Source organism: Streptomyces sp. NPDC079020 (assembly GCF_044542225.1).
Taxonomy (GTDB): domain Bacteria; phylum Actinomycetota; class Actinomycetes; order Streptomycetales; family Streptomycetaceae; genus Streptomyces.
On the sequence record NZ_JBITUB010000027.1, the window covers coordinates 1 to 16,040 of the forward strand.

The following is a 16,040-nucleotide window of genomic DNA, read 5'->3' on the forward strand; positions in this document are numbered from 1 at the left end:
CTCTCCCCGATGGAGTTCGAACAGCACCACCACAAGACAGCTAAACTCTCACTCGCAGCATGAACCCCTGTGTCCACACTCCGGGGGTCACCTCACTACCTTTGTCGAAACTGCCCTGATCGCCTGCCACGTTGCTACCGACGCGCCTTCTGGGCAGATCGCACCGGGCAACCGACGTCGCCGCCTGTCTGTCTGTCTGTCTACGCCCAGCCTGGTCACGTGCTGGCGGGGTGCCAGGTGTGCTGGGGCAGTTCGGCGGCGAGGATGGTGAAGTGGCGCTGGTCGCGCCAGGCGTCGCGGTTGCCGATGACGAACAGGCGGCGTTTGGCGCGGTTGACGGCGACGTTGAGGAGGTTGGGGCGGGAAGCGCCCCAGGCGCGGGCGCCGGGGCGGGCGGGGTCCGTGCCGAGGACAAGGATGACGATGTCAGCTTCCTGCCCTGGGTGGTGTGGACGGTGCCGACCCGGTCCGTGGGGAGCAGTCCGCGGCAGACCTGTCGCGCGCCGGCGACGACGGCGCGGAAGGGGCTGATGACGTACACGTGCTGGGCGGGATCGATGCCGTCGGTGGCGGCGAGGCGTTCCAGGATCTGCCGCAGCGCCCGGCCTTCCTCGGGGATGCAGTGGCCTTCCGCCCGACTGGAAACGACATCCACCCACGAGCTGGCGGGCCATAGCGGTAGGGGCCGCGGTCGGGAGTGCCGTTGGCCATGAGGCCGTCGTAGGCGATGACGTTGCTGATGGTGAACATGGGGTCGTCACAGCGGCGGTGCACACGCAGTGGCGCGCCGACCCAGACCTCGGTCGAACCGTCGGGCAGTTTGGCGGGCAACGTGGTGCCGAACCGGTTGCCGCGGTCGGCCAGTTGCTGGACGGAGGTGCGCCCGGCACCCACTCCTCGTCGACGCCGTAGTCGCGCCGCAACGCCTGTTGGGCGGTCCAGGGCAGGGACACGACCGGCTCCAGCTGGGAGGGGGTCTCGCCGACCACCACCGTGTGCTGAGCACGCCACAGCGCGCCCACGGCCATATGAGGAGTGGCCTGTCCGGCTTCGTTGATGAACAGCCAGCCCAGCGCCCCGCGGCCGATCCCGGCGAACACGCGGTCCAGGGAGGCGAAGGTCGTCGACACCACGGGGACGACCAGGAGCAGGTTCTGCCAGGCGGCGCGCCGGACAGGTTCGCTGAGCGTCGCTGGCGCGCCGCCGGTAACCACGTCCATTGCGGCCACGAGATTGGCCCGCATCGTCTTGGCGGTGCACCGCAGGAACGCGTGGTGCAGGTCGAGCGCGGCGAAGAACAGCTCGGACCGGGCCCGAGTGATCTGAGGATCGGCCCAGGGAGCGGCCAGCTCCCGGGCGCTGTCGTCCGTGAGCCACAGACCTCCTGCGGGACGTGCGCACCCCAGGCGGTCCGGGCCTCGGACACTGTACGGTCCAGAGCCTGCGAGTGCCCGACCGCGTTGGTGAAGGACTTCCGCCGTTCGCCGAGTTCGACGTCGGCCCGATCGACGGCTGCCCGTGCGCGTCGGGCGGCCGAGTCGGCTTCCTGCCATGCGGCCTGAGCGTCCCTCTCCCGCGTGGCAAGGGCCTGGTCCTCGGTGTGCCAGTCGCGTGCGGCTCGGCCGAAGGTGCACAGGGTGATCCAGAAGCCGGGACGGCGGCCGGCATGCTCCCGGCGCCGTCCCTCGGCGCTGTCACACGTCTGCCGCGCCAGGGCCAGCGCCTGTTCCGCCGCTGACACCGCCTCCCGGCGGAGCGCAAGCGCATCGGCGGCTTGGGTGACGGCCGACCCCGCGGCTTCGACGGCCGTCCGAGCGGCAGACAGGGCGCGTAGAGCGGCGGCTGCCGCGTCTCGTTCGTCCCGCAGTCGCTGTACCTCGGCCAGCGCGCTCTGGAAGCGGTCCCTGGTCTCGTGCCACACGCCGGTCTGCGACGTCGTGGCGTACGTACGCAGCAACTGGGACAGCCCTTGGCCGCTGTCACTCCAAGCACCGGGGCGGGCACGGCGCGCGGTGGCAGGCGCGTTGTGGTCGGTGGCCTTCTCCTTGCCGCGCCAGAAGCGGTTGACGAACTCGATGCGGTTTTTCCTGCTGCCCAGCCGGGCTGCGACGGCGCCCCATGCCGGGACGCCCTTCAACAGCCGGGTGGCCTGCTCGGCGAAGTAGTCGGCGTCCTCGCGCCACTGTGCGCCCAGCGCGTCGCGGGCCGGGATCTCGGTGGAGATGTTCTCCACCGCCCCGTTGTTCGCGGAGGCCATCACCATCTCGAAGCCGGTGAACTCCAGCAGCAGCTCGGTGACGGTACGGGTGTACTTGCCGCTCTTCCACCGGTGGACGGTCCCCGAGAACGCAGCCGACGGCAGCCGCAGCCCGGCAAGCCGCACCGCCCGCTCCACGACGAGGTCGGCGATGCTGTGGCGGAGCATGGTGGCCTTGCCGGTACCCGGTGGCCCATTGACGGCGAACAGGTCGCCACCGCAGGAGAGTTCAGCTTTGATGGAGTTGACGGCGAACTGATGGCTCAGCGCCAGTGGGTGCGCGCTCTCCGCAGGCCAGCGGTCCGGTGGGGTAGCCCGGGGCTCCACCCCGGCCAGCGCCTCCTCGGGCCGCACCCGCAGATCAATGCGCCGGGCACCGTTCAGCTCCGCGTCCGGGGTCAGATACGCCTCAAGCGGTGCGCCGGGGCCGGACACGGGCAGCGCCGTAACCACCCGCTTCAGGTCGTCGGCGATGAAGCTGTGCAGGAAGTCCTGCTGATCGCTGTCCTCTGGGTGATCGTCAGCGCGAACAGGGCGGAATCGCCATCCATCCGCCCGTCCACGTCCTCCTCGTCCCGGCCGAAGACCTCCAGCAGGGTGTCGCGGACGTCCGCGAGGGCAAAACAGCCGCCATAGACGATGTGCTGCCAGACATACCCAGGATCCAGTGGAAGACTCCGTACGGGATGACCGTCCTCCCAGGGCAAAGCGCGGTCGGCCGCGACCTCGTAGATCCGCTCCCGTGACAACACGGCCGGAACCTTCTGCGGACTGAACAGCTCCACCGCCCGCCAGTACTCGACCACCGCAGCCTGGCGTTCCCGCTCGCCGCTCATCCCACCCCTGACATCCACTAGCCGCGACCTGCTCAGGTTATAGGCCGGGCGGTGCCTCGCGTCGGCCAGGCCGGTACCAGGTAGAAGCTCTCGGAAACCCCTCACGTTCCCGTTGCCTGGCGCAGACGCTGTTCCAAATAATCGGGACCGATGCGGACCTGGTCGACAGTGGGCTCGCGGTCAAGGAGTGGCGGGAGCTGCGCTCGGCCCTGGGAGACGTGGAGGTGATGGAGGGCAAGATGATCGACCTGGAACGGCAGGCCAGCGTCTTCCTGAATATCACGGAGCACCTGGTGAAAGGGGTGATCCGGCAGAGCAGCCCGAAGCATCTGGCGGCCGCGGCGGTGGTGGTCGGGGCGGTGGACGGGGCGCTGTACTGGCGGCAGCAGAAGCACCCACGAGTCCCCTCGCAGCGGCAGCCGGTGTGGCCGGTGGTCCTGGAGCACGTCTCAACGCGGATGGCCGCCCACGCTGAGCGGCACACTCGCGGTGAAGACCGGTGGCGGCAGGCGGAGCTGGGGAGGCCCGGCGACACCTGCTGCATCGGGTCGCACGGACATTGGTCACGTCGCGGGAGCCTCTGACCCGTACGGCGATCGTGCAGCGCCTGAGGGAGGCTGTCCCCGGTGCCGGGCACACGGAGCGAATGGCCGCTGTCCGGGAGGTGCTGGCCGCCCACGCGATGTTCGTGGACGTCACAGGCCGGGGGCACTGGCAGGTCGGCCGCCTCGGCAGCCGGTAACCGGAGAACTCACCTGCACCGTGCCCTCACTCAACCTTTGATGAGAATCGCTCAACCTTCAATGCGACAGGTCATCGCGCCCGAGGCCGTCACCCGCCTCCGAGTCCACGGCGGGCGGCGCCCTGGCATGCAGCAACGCCAATACCTCTCCGACATCCCGGCGCAGCCCTTAGAGCTCGCCGTACAACCGGTCGATATCCCGCCGCAGGTCGGTCACCGCATGGAGGGCCTCGCTCGCACGCTTGCCCGCGTTGTACGCGCCAGAACGGACATCCCACCTCGCCCGCCCAGCATCGACACCTTGTTCACGCACGCTCCTGTCCCTACGCTCCTCGCCGGAACATCCCAGGTCAGAAGGCATGGCATGAATGCATGGCGGCGCATAGCGGCAACGGGGGCGACCTCCGCAACCCCAATCCGCTAGGCTGTCAGCGATCGGTCGACCTTCAGGGCACCTGCCCGGGAAAGTGTCCCTCCGGACTCCTCCCAGCATCGCCCCGAGAGAAGCCTGACCAGGGCGTTTGTCACATCCCGCCCGGCATTCCCCACTGGGGTTTCCGGCAAGGTTTTTGACAAGCCCCCGCCTTCGTAGCTCAGGGGATAGAGCACCGCTCTCCTAAAGCGGGTGTCGCAGGTTCGAATCCTGCCGGGGGCACAGCGTCTGCCAGGGCAGATACCAAGAAGGGCCAGGTCAGGGCGCATGCCCAGCCTGGCCCTTCTCCGTTGGCTCCCGCTCTCCGCACGGCCTCACACGCTCTCTCCCGCTCTGAGCACATGACCTTGCTCCCCAAATTCTCCCCAGTGGATCAAGGGGTAACCGCAGGTGGGACCCCCTGACGCATAAAGGCGGCCCCCCGCCGAAGCGAGGGGCCGCCAAGTACCGGGCGATGAGGGTGCCGCCCTTACTGCCCGGCACGTTCGAGGCGCAATTCCGTGGTGCGCGCATCCATCGGAACACGTGTTCGAATCAAGCCGCAATCCCCCCGTGGAGTGACACAGTCCGGGCGCGTTCGAAGCATCCGTGATCCATCGTTTTACGGTAAACCGTAAAGACAAATGATCATGATGCCCGCGAACGTGGGCAGGTGCACCACCACCCGATGCCCGACGACCGCGTCCTTGCGCGGCGCCGCGCCGTCGGTGGGCATCTCCGCGCCGCGCGTCTCTACGCCAATCTGTCCCAGGAACAGGTAGCGCTTGGGGCCGGGATCCGCATCGCGACGTACAGCAACATCGAGCAGGCACACGCATCCCCGCGGCTGGACACCCTCATTCGGATCGCCGACGCGATCGGTGTCCCGCTCGCCGAGCTCGTCCGGGAGTAGCCCCGCCCGCGGCCGGCCGACGCAACACAGCCACGGACGGGAGTCAGGTATGACAGGAGCACGCGCAGTCAGCCCGCCGGCAGTGGGTATGCCCGTCCGCCAGGTGCGGCAGGGCAGCGGCCCGGCAGTGCGCGCTGTGGGTGTCGCCGCGCAACTCCTCTGCCATAGACAGCAGGTCGTCCAGCCGGGTTTCCGCAGCCGCGGCCTCGGAGAGTTCGGTGTCCGTGATCGGGTCTCCGTGCCACAGGAGCGTGATCCCGTGCTCGGGGCAGCGGGCCGTGGTCGCGGTCTCGACGGGGAACGGGTGCACACCGTTGCGGTGGTGACAGTTCACTGGTCACTCCGTAAGCAGCAGGGTCCGGCCCAGACCTCGGTGCGGAGGCGGTGGGCGCCGACCTGATCGTGAATGACGCCCACCATGACCGCGCCGTGGGAGAGCAGGCGCCTGCACCAGATGCAGGCGCGCCCCTGGGACTGACCCCAGGTCAGCGTCCCGGCGTCCGGCAGCGGCCGGGTGAGGCGGGCGTCCACGGCCGTCACCGGGCCGTCCTCCGCCCCGCGCAGGCCAGCTTGTCGAGGCACTCGCGGGGGAACCACGAGTACGCGGCGCCGTTGGCGGGCCGGACGCGCTGTTCGCCGAGATCGACACCAGGTCGGTGCCGAGCGGGGCCGCGCACCACGTACACGCCGTACCACGCTGCTGCTGTTCCGACAGTGCGTTGACCGCGGGCAGGTGGCCCGTCCTCGCGGTCATCGACGCACCTCGGGAACGGACGGCGTGCGTGCCGGGCTGGTACGGGGTACGGCGAGCAGGTGCGCAATACGGGTCGCGCACTGGCCCTCGTGCCCGTGCTCCCCGATCTCGTACCCGAAGCCGGTGACGTACGTTGTGCCGACGGCGACAATCTCCTCAGCGAGGATTCCGTGCAGAGGGTTGGTCGCGTGGAGTCGGGGCTCGGGTTCGAGCGTGGCGACCCGCAGTCCAAGTTCTCGCAGGTGGCCCGCTAGTTTCTGCAGGTTGGTGGCGTCCATGCATCGACGGTCTCAACTGGGGCCTTGCTGCGGGATATGACAACCTATGACAGGGAGTTGATCATGCGGACAGTGGCGATTTCCGGCACCCGGGCCACGGGGCACCGGCCCCTCGCTGACTACGCTGATCTGTTCGAGTTGTACCTTCGCCCTTTCTCGCAGGCCCACTTCTACATTGGCGGCGCGAAGGGCATCGACTCACTTACCTTGCTGTGGCTCGCAGGCCGGACGGGCGCGGACATCACGATCGTCGCGCCGGGCACTGTCGACCAACAGCCGGCGGAAGCGCGGCAGGCCATCGCTCGAACGAGGGACCGCATCACGGCGATTGTGGAGCTTGGAGCGGCCGAGCTGCGGACTGCGGCGTACCACGCACGTAATCGGTGGATGGTCGATCACGCGTCGATGACCATTGGGTTCCCCCACTCCACCGAGCCGTCGACCGGAACATGGCAGACGATCAACTACGCCGCAGAGGTGGGGAAGCCACGGCTGGTCGTCCCGGTCTAGCCCCCCACGCAGGCGTTACGTACGGCACTATGGCCGGATGGGAACCAGGGCTGCGGGAGCGTTGGCGCTGAAGCGCCTTCGGCACAGCCGCGGGTATTCCCTCGCCGACGTCGCGCGTGCGATCTCCCAGCTTGCCGAGGACCTGCACCACCGGCGTCTGCCAGCGGTGTCCAGCGTGCAGCGGTCTGTTGCCCGGTGGGAGTCCACTGCACCAACGCTGCCCGACGAGCGGTACCAGCTGCTGCTTGCCCACCTCTACGCCCGGACCCCGGCCGGACAGATGGCTGTCGGCACCGGGTCAGATCTCGCCGAACTCCTGGGTGCTCTGCTCGACCTCGGCGAGAGCGAAACCCGCATCGCGGCCCTGCGCACCGCGCTCGTCCGGACCGCTACGGACACCGGCGGAATGCTCGCCCTCCTGGCCCCCGGCATGCAGGCCCGTCTGTCCACTGCACTGGCCGACCCGGGCCGGGCGGACGAAGGGATTGCGGCTGGGCTCGCTGCGGTCGTCGCCGACGCCAACGCGCAGGTGGGCGCCGTTCCGATGGTCCGCCTGCAACTGCTGCTCGCGCCCGTGGTCGATGCGTGCCGCCAACTCCAGGCTGAATCTCTGCCTGAGCCGGTGGCCGGGCAGTTGCGGGAGGTAGCTGTCGCCGCTTGCACCCTCGCCGGGCGGCTCGCGTTCGAGACCCGCGACGCCGAAGCGTCTCGCTCCCTGTACGCCGCTGCCACCGCCCAGGCCGGACAGCTGGGCGACCCGTGGCGGCGCGCGGCCGTGCACATGAGCCATGCACTCGTCACCCTCTACTCGTCGCCTGATCTCGCGGACACTCGACTCCTCGTCGACCAGGCTGTACGCGCCGCGCGTCACGGGGACAGCGCCAGGGTCCGGGCACGCGCACACGCGCTGCAAGCCGAAGTCGCCGCACGGGCCGGACTGGAGCGCCAGGCGCACGCGGCGCTCGGGCTGGCGTGGTACGACATCGAGGACCAGGGCGTCGACCCCTCGGGCAGCAGTTTCGGTGCTGGCCACCTGCGCGGGTTCGAGGGCGTGTGCGAGCTGTACGTGGGCGACCCCGAGCGGGCGCACGACCGGTTCGCGGCGTCCGCTGATGCCCTTACGGCTCCGCGCGAGCAGGTGCAGCGGGCCATTGTGACAACAGACCAGGCACTCGCCCGGATCCGCATGGGCGACCCCAGAGCAGCGGCCGATCTGCTGCACGACTGTGTTCTCGCAGCCGCCACGACCGGCGGCCGGGTGCCAGCCATCCGGCTCCGCAGAGCGCGCACGGAACTCCGCCCCTGGCGGCGAGAAGACTTCGTCGCCGATCTGGACGACCACCTAATGGACGTACTGGGCACCTGACCCCAAACGTACGAAACAGCCCCCTCCGCCCGAAGGCGAAGGGGGCAACCCCGCGGTGCGGGGACGACTTCATCCGCAAAAAGAGATACGGACCATCCCCGCTGCTTCGGGGACCACGTGAAATACCGGTATCGGTACCGGCCCCAACCATCCGCGGGTCCATCCCCGCACGTACGGGGACCACCTGATCACCGAGCGCCCGCCGTCCACGTCGGGCGGTCCATCCCCGCGCGTGCGGGGACCACGACGCGGCCTCTCCCAGGAAGTCCTGGCCGGCCTTGTCGGACGCACCACGGACTGGTTGAGCAAAGCGGAGAACAACCGGATCGAACTCGACCGCCTCTCGGTGATCACCTCACTCGCCAAGGCCCTCGATGTCTCTCGGGGCCTTGCTTGCCGAGCCGACCCTCATGGATTGGTCCAGCGACAGCGGCAGCCGAACGATCCCCGCGTTGCGCGAAGCGCTCATGGACTACAAGCAACTCACGCCCTTGCTGGGGTCTCCTCCCGATGACGAACCTCCCCCTTTGAAGGATCTCCGGGCCGACGTGAAGGAGGTTCTCGACGCCTTCCTTTCGTCCTTGCCGATGCCCTCGCCGCATCCCGTGCACACTCGGGGCACAAACGGGAGGAGGCCCATGCCCTGCTCGCCCTGGCCTACCAGGGTGCGGCGATGGTGCTGGGCAAGGTCGGGGAGCCAGAGTTGGCGTGGATCGCCGCCGATCGCGGTCTGGTAGCTGCGCAGCACAGCGGCCGGAGCGCGGTAACAGGCTCGCTCATCCGGTCGGTCACACACTGCCTTCTGGCCACTGGCCGCTTCACCTCAGCGATCCAGCTGGTGAACGACGCAGCAGCCGTGATGCAGCCGGAACTGGGCGGCGCGGACGACGAGTGTCTATCGGTGTACGGCGCACTCTTCCTCGCCGGGGCGATGGCGGCTGCAAGAGCAGAAGACCGAGCGACAGCGCAGACCTTCCTCCGGGAAGCTGACGAATCCGCACACCGGTCAGGCGCCGACGCCAACCACATGTGGACGGCCTTCGGACCAACCAACGTGGCCATCCACTGCGTGGCAACGGCCAGGGAGCTCGGAGACCTACAGATAGCGGTCGACATCGGACCGCGAATCGACACCAGCGGCATGCCGGTGGAACGGCGAGTACGGCACAGCCTCGAAGTCGTCCGAGCGCTCAGCGCCTGGAACCGAACCGACGAGGCTCTGTCCATCCTGCTGGACGCCGAACAGGCCGCGCCTGAACAGGTGCGCCACCACTACCTGAGCCGGGAACTGGTCATCGGCTGGATTCGCGGCACAAGAGGTCGCCCGTCCCAGCCCGTAGCGGACCTGGCCCGCAGGCTTCACATCATCACAGGCGGTTAGAGTCCATCCTGTGAACGAGCATGAGGCGAGGATGGCCCACCCCCGCATGGCAGCCGGCGCTCTCTTCTTCGACGAAGCCGATCGCGTCCTGCTCGTCGAACCGTCCTACAAGGACTACCGCGACATCCCGGGTGGATACGTCGAACGAGGCGAGTCACCCCTGCAGGCCTGCACGCGAGAGATCCACGAGGAACTGGGCATCAAACCCCGCATCGGCCGCCTGCTCGTCGTGGACTGGGCACCGAATCCAGGAGAGGGAGACAAGGTCCTCTACCTCTTCGACGGCGGCCGTCTCAGCACAGACCACCGAAACCAGGTCGCACTGCAGGCCAACGAGATCCGCGGCTACGACTTCCACCACGCCGAACGGCTGCCGGAACTCACCATCCCCCGCCTCGTACGCCGAATCACCGCCGGCATCCAGGCCCGCGCGGACGGCCTGACCGCCTACCTGGAACATGGCGAGCCGCCACAAGCAGGGCTCGACCAGGCCGTGCTGGCCAGGACGAATGCACGGGTTCGCCGTCTCACTTCTGGTCTCATTCGCCCACGTCCAGGGCTGTTTCAGAAGCCTCACCAGCACCCGCTTCAACGCAGGTCAGGACCCTGGCAAACCACTCTGAACACCAGCGGGGACAGTTGGAGAGCATATTCGGGGTGGGCTCTCAGTACGAGAAGTCCGCGTCATCGCCCACCGAGTGAGCCGATCCGGCCCTGATCTGCACCTCCCCCTGCAAGCCGCGGGCTTCTTGCGTGAGCGGACATCCGACATAGGGCGTCACGCGCGGGGTCAGGTACGCGCCCGCTCAGCTTCTGGCCATGAGCGACAGCATCACACAGCAGCGTCAAGCACCCCCAGCAAGGATTCGATCCTGCTTGCCAACGAGGCACTGAACCCTCAGAACGTGGGCAGCACCACGCAGTCTGTGCGCCTCCGCAGCACTGTTCCGCTCCTCGTCGGTGGGGGCCACGATCGACGGCCACCGCTTCAACCCGGCTCGCGCAGGGTGCCGCAGATGTCGCCACAGCCACCGCGAGGAAGGTCCATGCTGATGTCGCCGCCCATCACACCCGGGTAGTGCGCATGCTCCAGGAGTTCGGCGCCGCCCTGCGCGCCACCACCCGGCAGCACTACCGCGCAGACCTGGACCGAGCACGCCGCCGCCCGGAGGACCACCGCATGACCACGGCCCCCGCCATCGAACTGCGCACCTTCACCACACTCGTCCCTGTCCGCAGCGACCTCCTCGACGTCTACGCCGACGTACGTGCCCCACTCCTCCACCTGCCGAACTACGCGGTGACCACGTTCGGTGAACGCCTGGACCGCCACGGCATGGAACCGGGCTTCGTCACAGTCCTCGCGTACGCCGACGACGAACCGGTCGGCTATGCCTACGGCAACACCATCGAACGCGGCGACCGCTAACGACCCTGCGACGGCGGCTCTTGGGAGCGTCGTCGTACAGGACGCCCGAAGGCGCGTCTGCTGGCGGACGGAGCGAACACACGGTTGTCACCTGTTCATCGTGGCCTCGTACAGTCACCATGGCGTACAGGGCGGCCAGTTGACCTGGTGGCATCGCTCCCCCGAGCGCCTTCGCGGCCGCGTCCACCTACCGCCGGTGACGGCGACACCTGGCCACCGTTGCGCAGCAGGGCCAGGGCTACGGCTGCCTCTTGTTCAGGACATAGGTGCTGCGCGAGTCGGGGTCGCCGAAGAAGAAGTACAACGCCAGCTGTTCCCCGGCGCCGCGCCGCAGCTCGAACGTCCAAGTGTAGGTCTCGGGGGCCGGACCGTTCCCGCCCGGCGTATCGAGAGGTTCGTCGGGATCCGGGGCGCGAGTCGCCGAGGCCGTACGTGAGGTGAGTGTCAGCCGGACGTGCTGGCCGTCGTTCCATCCGGTGCGCTTGTCCGTCAGCTCCCACAAGCCCGTGCCTGACAGCCTCCACCCGTCGTCGAAGTCGAATTCCTTCCCGTCCAGCAGACTGACGACGGCCCTTCCGTCAGGCTGGAAAGCGACCTCGGTACTGTCGACGCAGAGCCACGAACCCACGACTTCCGCCCGCTTCGCGTCATGCACCGCGGGTACCGCGTCGTACATGTGCGGGCTGCATCCGACCAGCACGAACAGGCACGCGAGGAGAGCCGCGGCCCGGAGCCTTGCCCGGCCGGGCGAGTTGGTCTTCATGATCCGGAGCCCCCGTCGCGACCACGCATGGCAGCGGATCGACCGAACGCCGATCACGCACTTGGCATCCTGCCAACATTATTGAACGTGTTCAAGTTTTATGGAGCGGGTCGCCCGAAGGAATGCCGCAGTCGCGCCACAACTCCACCCGCCCCCTCCACCGACGCGGGAACCCAAGTCAGCCCCCTTCAGACTCCCGTCGGCACGGGTCAGGCCCCAAGCCACCCCACCTCGCCACGGAAACAGGAGCCGCAGGACCGAAACGGTATGCGCGCTCACACTCTTGCGCGTGCACCTGACCATTGAGGTGGAAAGCAGCCACTCCAACCACTCGGCAGTGACTCCGATCGACCCTGCCCATCCGTGCATCGCGCTCACGCAGGTGGCGTACCTCGTCGGCCAATGGCGGGTGCCCGCCGCCTTCCGGCCGGACCACCCGAGGGCATTCAGCGAACGGAAGACCCGGTCGTCGGGGATCAGGGCCCGCGCCTCCCCGGAGCCCCGGTCATCCACGGCGGCGAGCCATTTGGTGGCGAAGGAGCGTCGGACACCGGCAAGGACGAACTGGCTGTAGACCAGCCGCAGATCCCCGCTCCGGACCGAGTCCCGGGTGGTCCGCGGGGCCGCCTGGATACGGGTGTCCGACAGAGCCGCGTCCGTATGGCGCGGGCCGCGTCCATTGGTCGTGCCAGAGCCCCAGATCATGACGGCCACAAACAGATCGCGCAGCCCATCACGGTCGTCGCCCGCCGTTCCCTGAGCTCCGCCAGGTCGTCCCGGCTTATCCGGCGGTCCCCCTTTTCCCGTTCGGGCACTCCGCACCGATCGAGAGAACACGCTCGGCCCCGTGCGGCTCCAGCCACGAGAGCCCACGTCCGGGGACGGAGTCGCACCGGATCCTGGCTGCGCCCGGCGTGAGCGTCGGCGAGTCTCCGCAACTGTTCCAACGGTGTCCCCTCTCGTGGCGGCAGCGCGTGGCGTGACCGCAGACCAAGGGGTACCGAGGCCCATACGGCGGGCCTTCCCGACTCCCGACCCCCAACCCCTGCACGCCGCCCCCGCCCCCCTGCCCCTGCCGTCAGCAACGGAGCCGCACCCTCCTCCGCCCTTCACGACCGAGGGCGAGGCGGACAGCGGTCCAAGGAAGGGGCATTCGCCCTGGTTACCAGGACAGCCTCGGGTCCTGTGCGTGCTCCGGTGAGTGTTCGAGCGGGGATTCTCCTGGTTCGGCCCGCAGCAGGACGCCGGGGCGGGGGCTGTCCGCTCCCCATGGGGGTGGGACGGGGTGGATGCGTCGGGTGCCCGGGATCTCCACTTCCACCAGCGATCCGTCCCGGAACATCCACAGGCCGAAGCAGTCGTCGTCCTCGTCGTGGAGCATGACCTGCACGCACTCCGGGTTGTTCCACGGCAGGGACTCCAGGTCCTTCAGCACGCCGTAGCGCTGGCTCCAGCGGAAGAACTCGATGTGCCAGCCGCCGACGAACCAGTCGGGTATCTGCTCGAACCGGCCCCTCCAGGTGCGGGTTTCATCGTCCCGCGTCAGCGGTTCCATCACCTCGTCCTCGTACCGTGCCAGCACGATGATCTGCGCCATTCTGCTCATGGACGCATGTCATCGCGCCAAGTGCGTCACGGACAAGTGGTTTACGGGAAGGCCGTTTCGGCCAGGACCGGATCGCCGCCCTACGACTCCGCATCGCCGTGCCGCGCCTTCCGAAACTCCGCATCGTCGCGCCGCCCCCGCATCGCCGTACCGCGCCTGCGAACACCCGCGCGCCCTGGTACGGCGCGGCACGGTACCCGACCGCCACCCCAGCCGAATTCAGGTCATCCGTGCAGGCGGATGGGCCGACCGGGCGTTGCCGACTACAGTCGGTCCATCACTGTTGGTCATGGGGCCAGAACTCGGCGTGAACACGCCAAGCGTTGGGTGGGGAGGGCCTGTAGAGCATGAGTCGTCGCTCGACCGGGTTGGTCGGTATCTGGGCTGAGGCGCAGCGCCAACAGCAACGGCAACAGGAGGCGCAAGCCAGGTACCAGCGGGATCAGGAGCGCCGACAGCGCGCCCACCAGCGGGATCTGGCACGCAACGATCGTGAGCAGCGGGCAGCGTACCGGCAGCAGCGCGAGGCTGATGCCCGGCGCCGGACCGATGAACTCGACGCACGGGTGGGTGCGTTGCAGGGACTGCTGGCCACGGGATGCAGGGCGCCGGCGTTCAGCGCGGGGGCGCTCCGCCGGCCCGAGCAGGTCGAGCCCTTCGCGCCGGGGCAGCTCGCCCGTCCAGTCCCGATGCCGCATCCGAACCAGTACCAGGCCCAGGGTGGTTGGACGGCCTCCCAGCGGGCCCAGGCGCAGGTACAGGCGCGGGCCCGGTTCGAACATGACTGGCACGTCGCGCAGGCCGCCGAAGCGCAACGGCAGCAGCAGTTGTCCGCCTACCAGCTCCAGTACCAGCAGTGGGCGGATGCCCAACTGGCGGAGTTGCGACGGCACAACGCCGGCATCGCGGAGATGACCGCGGGCCTGCGCAGTGGTGATGCCGAGGCCGCGGTGGGCTACTTCTCCGCCGCCCTCTACGCCTCCACCTCCTGGCCCGAAGAGCTTCCGCGCCAGGTGATCGCCGCCTACGACCCGCACGCCCGCCAGTTGGTACTGAACTGGGAGCTGCCCCGGTACGACGTGGTCCCGGAGATGAAGTCGGTGCGCTACATGCCGTCCGCCGACCAGGACAAGGAGACCGCCCGCCCGGTGACACAGCGCCGCGCGCTGTATCGGGAGGTGCTCGCGCAGTGCCTGCTACTGGTGCTGCACGAGCTGTTCGCCGCGGACGAGTTCGGCGCTCTGGAATCCGTCGCGCTGAACGGTTTCGTGGACGACCACGACCCGGCCACCGGCAGGCGGGAGCATATGTTCCTGGCGACGGTCATGGCCTCACGCGCCACCTTCGCCGGACTCCATCTGGAGCAGGTGAACGCCGTCGACTGCCTGGTGGACGCCCTCCGCGGCCAGTTGTCCGCGCGCCCCGACCAGCGCAGCACCGTGCGCCCCGCGCGGGTTCCCCAGGACATCGGCGATGACGTCGTCACCCACGGAGGTGGCGAGGAGCCGGATCTGTACGAGATGGACCCCATCGCCTTCGAGTCCCTGGTAGCGGAACTGTTCCGGGCCATGGGCATGCAGGCAGTGACGACCCAGCGTTCCAACGACGGCGGCGTGGACGTCGATGCCCTGGACCCGACCCCGATTCGCGGCGGGAAGATCGTCGTCCAGGTCAAGCGATACCGCAATACGGTGCCGCCGACCGCCGTACGCGACCTGTACGGCACGGTCCAGGACGCGGGCGCCAACAAGGGCGTACTGGTCACGACCTCCGGGTTCGGCCCCGGCTCGCACGCCTTCGCCAACGGTAAGCCTCTGGAGCTTGTCCCCGGACCCGAACTGGTCGACCTGCTGCACCGGCACGGGCTGAGCGGGCGGCTCGGCGGTGGCGGGGAGAGCAGTGGTGGCGCCGTTGGCAATGGCTCTGGCGGGGGCACCCGGATCGTCCCGGAACCTCGCTCGGCACCGGACGACACCGCCGCTGCCGCAGCGGACGGCCACAACGTCCTGGGCATGTCCTGGTCGGGCAGCGTCGCCCTGGACGTCTGCGCCCTCGTCTGCCAGGCCGACCGGGTTCTGGACGACGACCACTTCATCTTCTTCAACAACCCCGGGACACCCGACGGCTCCGTCCGCGCGCTCCCTCCGGCGGCACCTGACAAGGCCGCCATCCGCGTTTCCTTCGACGCCCTGCCCGCCCGGGCCGACCGCCTCGTCGTCATCGCCGCCGTCGACCCGGTGGCCAATCCCGCGGCGGACCTCTCCGGATTCACCGACGCCGGCATCCGGTTGCTGGACTCGGATGGATCGCCGCTCGACCGGTTGGAGGTCTCCGACGGCCGCCCCGGCGAGACCGCTCTCGTGCTGGGGTCTTTCCGCCGCCGAGCGAACAACGACTGGGAGTTCGTGACCGGGGGCAAGGGATACCGAGGCGGTTTGGAGGAACTGGTCCAGGAGTACGGCATCGACGTGGCCTAGCCCGGCCGTTACGAGCCTTCCGGAACCGTCCGTCCGCCGGCCGGAGCGATGAGTCGCGTGATCGGTCGGCGCGATCGGTCGGCAGCTATCAACGAATGGCTGTGACCTGGCGTAAGTGCCATCCCCGGGTGGCTTTGTTCGCGAGTGCCAGCAGCGATCGTTCTGCTCGTTGGGAGGCACTCATTCGGCCTGGGTTCAATGGTCACGATGACGGGCAGCACCTCGCTCGGCAACTGCTAGGCCGGGCGAGGTGAGCCTGTTGGTGCGACGGACCGACTGCTTTCCGGGCTGGTCCCCTGTGACAGCCCAGCGCCCA

15 protein-coding genes, 1 tRNA gene and 3 pseudogenes are annotated in these 16,040 nt (G+C 68.7%); 11 read left to right on the plus strand and 8 right to left on the minus strand.

Annotated features, from left to right (window positions below):
* Positions 1-757: 757 nt before the first annotated feature.
* Positions 758-2,692 (minus strand): hypothetical protein, encoded by a 1,935-nt coding sequence (locus tag ACIGJO_RS33885; protein ID WP_399964907.1) that lies wholly within the window; start codon positions 2,690-2,692, stop codon positions 758-760.
* A 23-nt stretch (positions 2,693-2,715) separates the two neighbouring features.
* Positions 2,716-3,093 (minus strand): hypothetical protein, encoded by a 378-nt coding sequence (locus ACIGJO_RS33890; RefSeq protein ID WP_399964909.1) that lies wholly within the window; start codon positions 3,091-3,093, stop codon positions 2,716-2,718.
* A gap of 239 nt (positions 3,094-3,332) precedes the next feature.
* On the opposite strand from ACIGJO_RS33890, the gene ACIGJO_RS33895 reads away from it, so the two are divergent.
* The 3 genes from ACIGJO_RS33895 to ACIGJO_RS33905 all read left to right on the plus strand — a co-directional run bounded on the left by ACIGJO_RS33895 (position 3,333) and on the right by ACIGJO_RS33905 (position 5,160).
* Entirely contained in the window at positions 3,333-3,677 is a 345-nt protein-coding gene (locus tag ACIGJO_RS33895) for a hypothetical protein (RefSeq protein ID WP_399964911.1), read from the plus strand.
* 740 nt (positions 3,678-4,417) lie between these two features.
* Positions 4,418-4,490, plus strand: a tRNA-Arg gene (locus tag ACIGJO_RS33900).
* Between the two features lie 430 nt (positions 4,491-4,920).
* Entirely contained in the window at positions 4,921-5,160 is a 240-nt protein-coding gene (locus ACIGJO_RS33905; RefSeq protein WP_399964913.1) for a helix-turn-helix domain-containing protein, read from the plus strand.
* A gap of 43 nt (positions 5,161-5,203) precedes the next feature.
* Here the strand turns inward: ACIGJO_RS33905 and ACIGJO_RS33910 are convergent, their stop codons facing one another.
* The 3 genes from ACIGJO_RS33910 to ACIGJO_RS33920 all read right to left on the minus strand — a co-directional run bounded on the left by ACIGJO_RS33910 (position 5,204) and on the right by ACIGJO_RS33920 (position 6,192).
* Positions 5,204-5,494 (minus strand): hypothetical protein, encoded by a 291-nt coding sequence (locus ACIGJO_RS33910; protein WP_399964915.1) that lies wholly within the window; start codon positions 5,492-5,494, stop codon positions 5,204-5,206.
* Entirely contained in the window at positions 5,491-5,700 is a 210-nt protein-coding gene (locus tag ACIGJO_RS33915) for a hypothetical protein (RefSeq protein ID WP_399964917.1), read from the minus strand. The genes ACIGJO_RS33910 and ACIGJO_RS33915 overlap by 4 nt, the downstream gene beginning before the upstream one ends.
* A 210-nt stretch (positions 5,701-5,910) precedes the next feature.
* Positions 5,911-6,192, minus strand: coding sequence for a hypothetical protein (locus ACIGJO_RS33920; RefSeq protein ID WP_399964919.1), 282 nt, complete (start codon positions 6,190-6,192; stop codon positions 5,911-5,913).
* A gap of 36 nt (positions 6,193-6,228) precedes the next feature.
* On the opposite strand from ACIGJO_RS33920, the gene ACIGJO_RS33925 reads away from it, so the two are divergent.
* The 7 genes and pseudogenes from ACIGJO_RS33925 to ACIGJO_RS33955 all read left to right on the plus strand — a co-directional run.
* Entirely contained in the window at positions 6,229-6,702 is a 474-nt protein-coding gene (locus ACIGJO_RS33925; RefSeq protein ID WP_399964921.1) for a hypothetical protein, read from the plus strand.
* Positions 6,703-6,739: 37 nt separating this feature from the next.
* Positions 6,740-8,068 (plus strand): hypothetical protein, encoded by a 1,329-nt coding sequence (locus ACIGJO_RS33930; RefSeq protein ID WP_399964923.1) that lies wholly within the window; start codon positions 6,740-6,742, stop codon positions 8,066-8,068.
* Between the two features lie 232 nt (positions 8,069-8,300).
* Positions 8,301-8,582: a multiprotein-bridging factor 1 family protein gene (locus tag ACIGJO_RS33935; protein WP_399964925.1), complete on the plus strand. Its 282-nt coding sequence runs from the start codon at positions 8,301-8,303 to the stop codon at positions 8,580-8,582.
* 159 nt (positions 8,583-8,741) lie between these two features.
* Positions 8,742-9,449, plus strand: coding sequence for an XRE family transcriptional regulator (locus tag ACIGJO_RS33940; protein WP_399964927.1), 708 nt, complete (start codon positions 8,742-8,744; stop codon positions 9,447-9,449).
* A gap of 31 nt (positions 9,450-9,480) precedes the next feature.
* Positions 9,481-9,927 (plus strand): annotated as a pseudogene (locus ACIGJO_RS33945) (NUDIX domain-containing protein); the annotation flags it as partial.
* A 492-nt stretch (positions 9,928-10,419) separates the two neighbouring features.
* Positions 10,420-10,633, plus strand: a pseudogene (locus ACIGJO_RS33950) (hypothetical protein); the annotation flags it as partial.
* Positions 10,630-10,875, plus strand: a pseudogene (locus tag ACIGJO_RS33955) (GNAT family N-acetyltransferase); the annotation flags it as partial. The pseudogenes ACIGJO_RS33950 and ACIGJO_RS33955, both read left to right, overlap by 4 nt.
* Positions 10,876-11,116: 241 nt before the next feature.
* Here ACIGJO_RS33955 and ACIGJO_RS33960 read toward each other — a convergent pair.
* The 3 genes from ACIGJO_RS33960 to ACIGJO_RS33970 all read right to left on the minus strand — a co-directional run bounded on the left by ACIGJO_RS33960 (position 11,117) and on the right by ACIGJO_RS33970 (position 13,247).
* Positions 11,117-11,641 (minus strand): hypothetical protein, encoded by a 525-nt coding sequence (locus ACIGJO_RS33960; RefSeq protein WP_399964929.1) that lies wholly within the window; start codon positions 11,639-11,641, stop codon positions 11,117-11,119.
* 78 nt (positions 11,642-11,719) lie between these two features.
* Positions 11,720-12,652 (minus strand): hypothetical protein, encoded by a 933-nt coding sequence (locus tag ACIGJO_RS33965; protein WP_399964931.1) that lies wholly within the window; start codon positions 12,650-12,652, stop codon positions 11,720-11,722.
* A gap of 151 nt (positions 12,653-12,803) precedes the next feature.
* A complete protein-coding gene (locus ACIGJO_RS33970; protein WP_399964934.1) occupies positions 12,804-13,247 on the minus strand; it encodes a hypothetical protein in 444 nt (147 codons plus the stop codon).
* A gap of 347 nt (positions 13,248-13,594) precedes the next feature.
* Between ACIGJO_RS33970 and ACIGJO_RS33975 the strand changes: the two genes are divergently transcribed.
* Entirely contained in the window at positions 13,595-15,724 is a 2,130-nt protein-coding gene (locus ACIGJO_RS33975) for a restriction endonuclease (protein ID WP_399964936.1), read from the plus strand.
* The last annotated feature ends 316 nt before the right edge of the window (positions 15,725-16,040 follow it).

Bases quoted from the DNA above. Each gene is read 5' to 3' on its own strand.
- ACIGJO_RS33890 (WP_399964909.1), bottom strand. From the start codon at position 3,093: ATGAGCGGCGAGCGGGAACGCCAGGCTGCGGTGGTCGAGTACTGGCGG.
- ACIGJO_RS33895 (WP_399964911.1), top strand. From the start codon at position 3,333: ATGATCGACCTGGAACGGCAGGCCAGCGTCTTCCTGAATATCACGGAG.
- ACIGJO_RS33920 (WP_399964919.1), bottom strand. From the start codon at position 6,192: ATGGACGCCACCAACCTGCAGAAACTAGCGGGCCACCTGCGAGAACTT.
- ACIGJO_RS33925 (WP_399964921.1), top strand. From the start codon at position 6,229: ATGACAACCTATGACAGGGAGTTGATCATGCGGACAGTGGCGATTTCC.
- ACIGJO_RS33930 (WP_399964923.1), top strand. From the start codon at position 6,740: ATGGGAACCAGGGCTGCGGGAGCGTTGGCGCTGAAGCGCCTTCGGCAC.
- ACIGJO_RS33940 (WP_399964927.1), top strand. From the start codon at position 8,742: ATGGTGCTGGGCAAGGTCGGGGAGCCAGAGTTGGCGTGGATCGCCGCC.
- ACIGJO_RS33960 (WP_399964929.1), bottom strand. From the start codon at position 11,641: ATGAAGACCAACTCGCCCGGCCGGGCAAGGCTCCGGGCCGCGGCTCTC.
- ACIGJO_RS33965 (WP_399964931.1), bottom strand. From the start codon at position 12,652: ATGGGCCTCGGTACCCCTTGGTCTGCGGTCACGCCACGCGCTGCCGCC.
- ACIGJO_RS33970 (WP_399964934.1), bottom strand. From the start codon at position 13,247: ATGAGCAGAATGGCGCAGATCATCGTGCTGGCACGGTACGAGGACGAG.
- ACIGJO_RS33975 (WP_399964936.1), top strand. From the start codon at position 13,595: ATGAGTCGTCGCTCGACCGGGTTGGTCGGTATCTGGGCTGAGGCGCAG.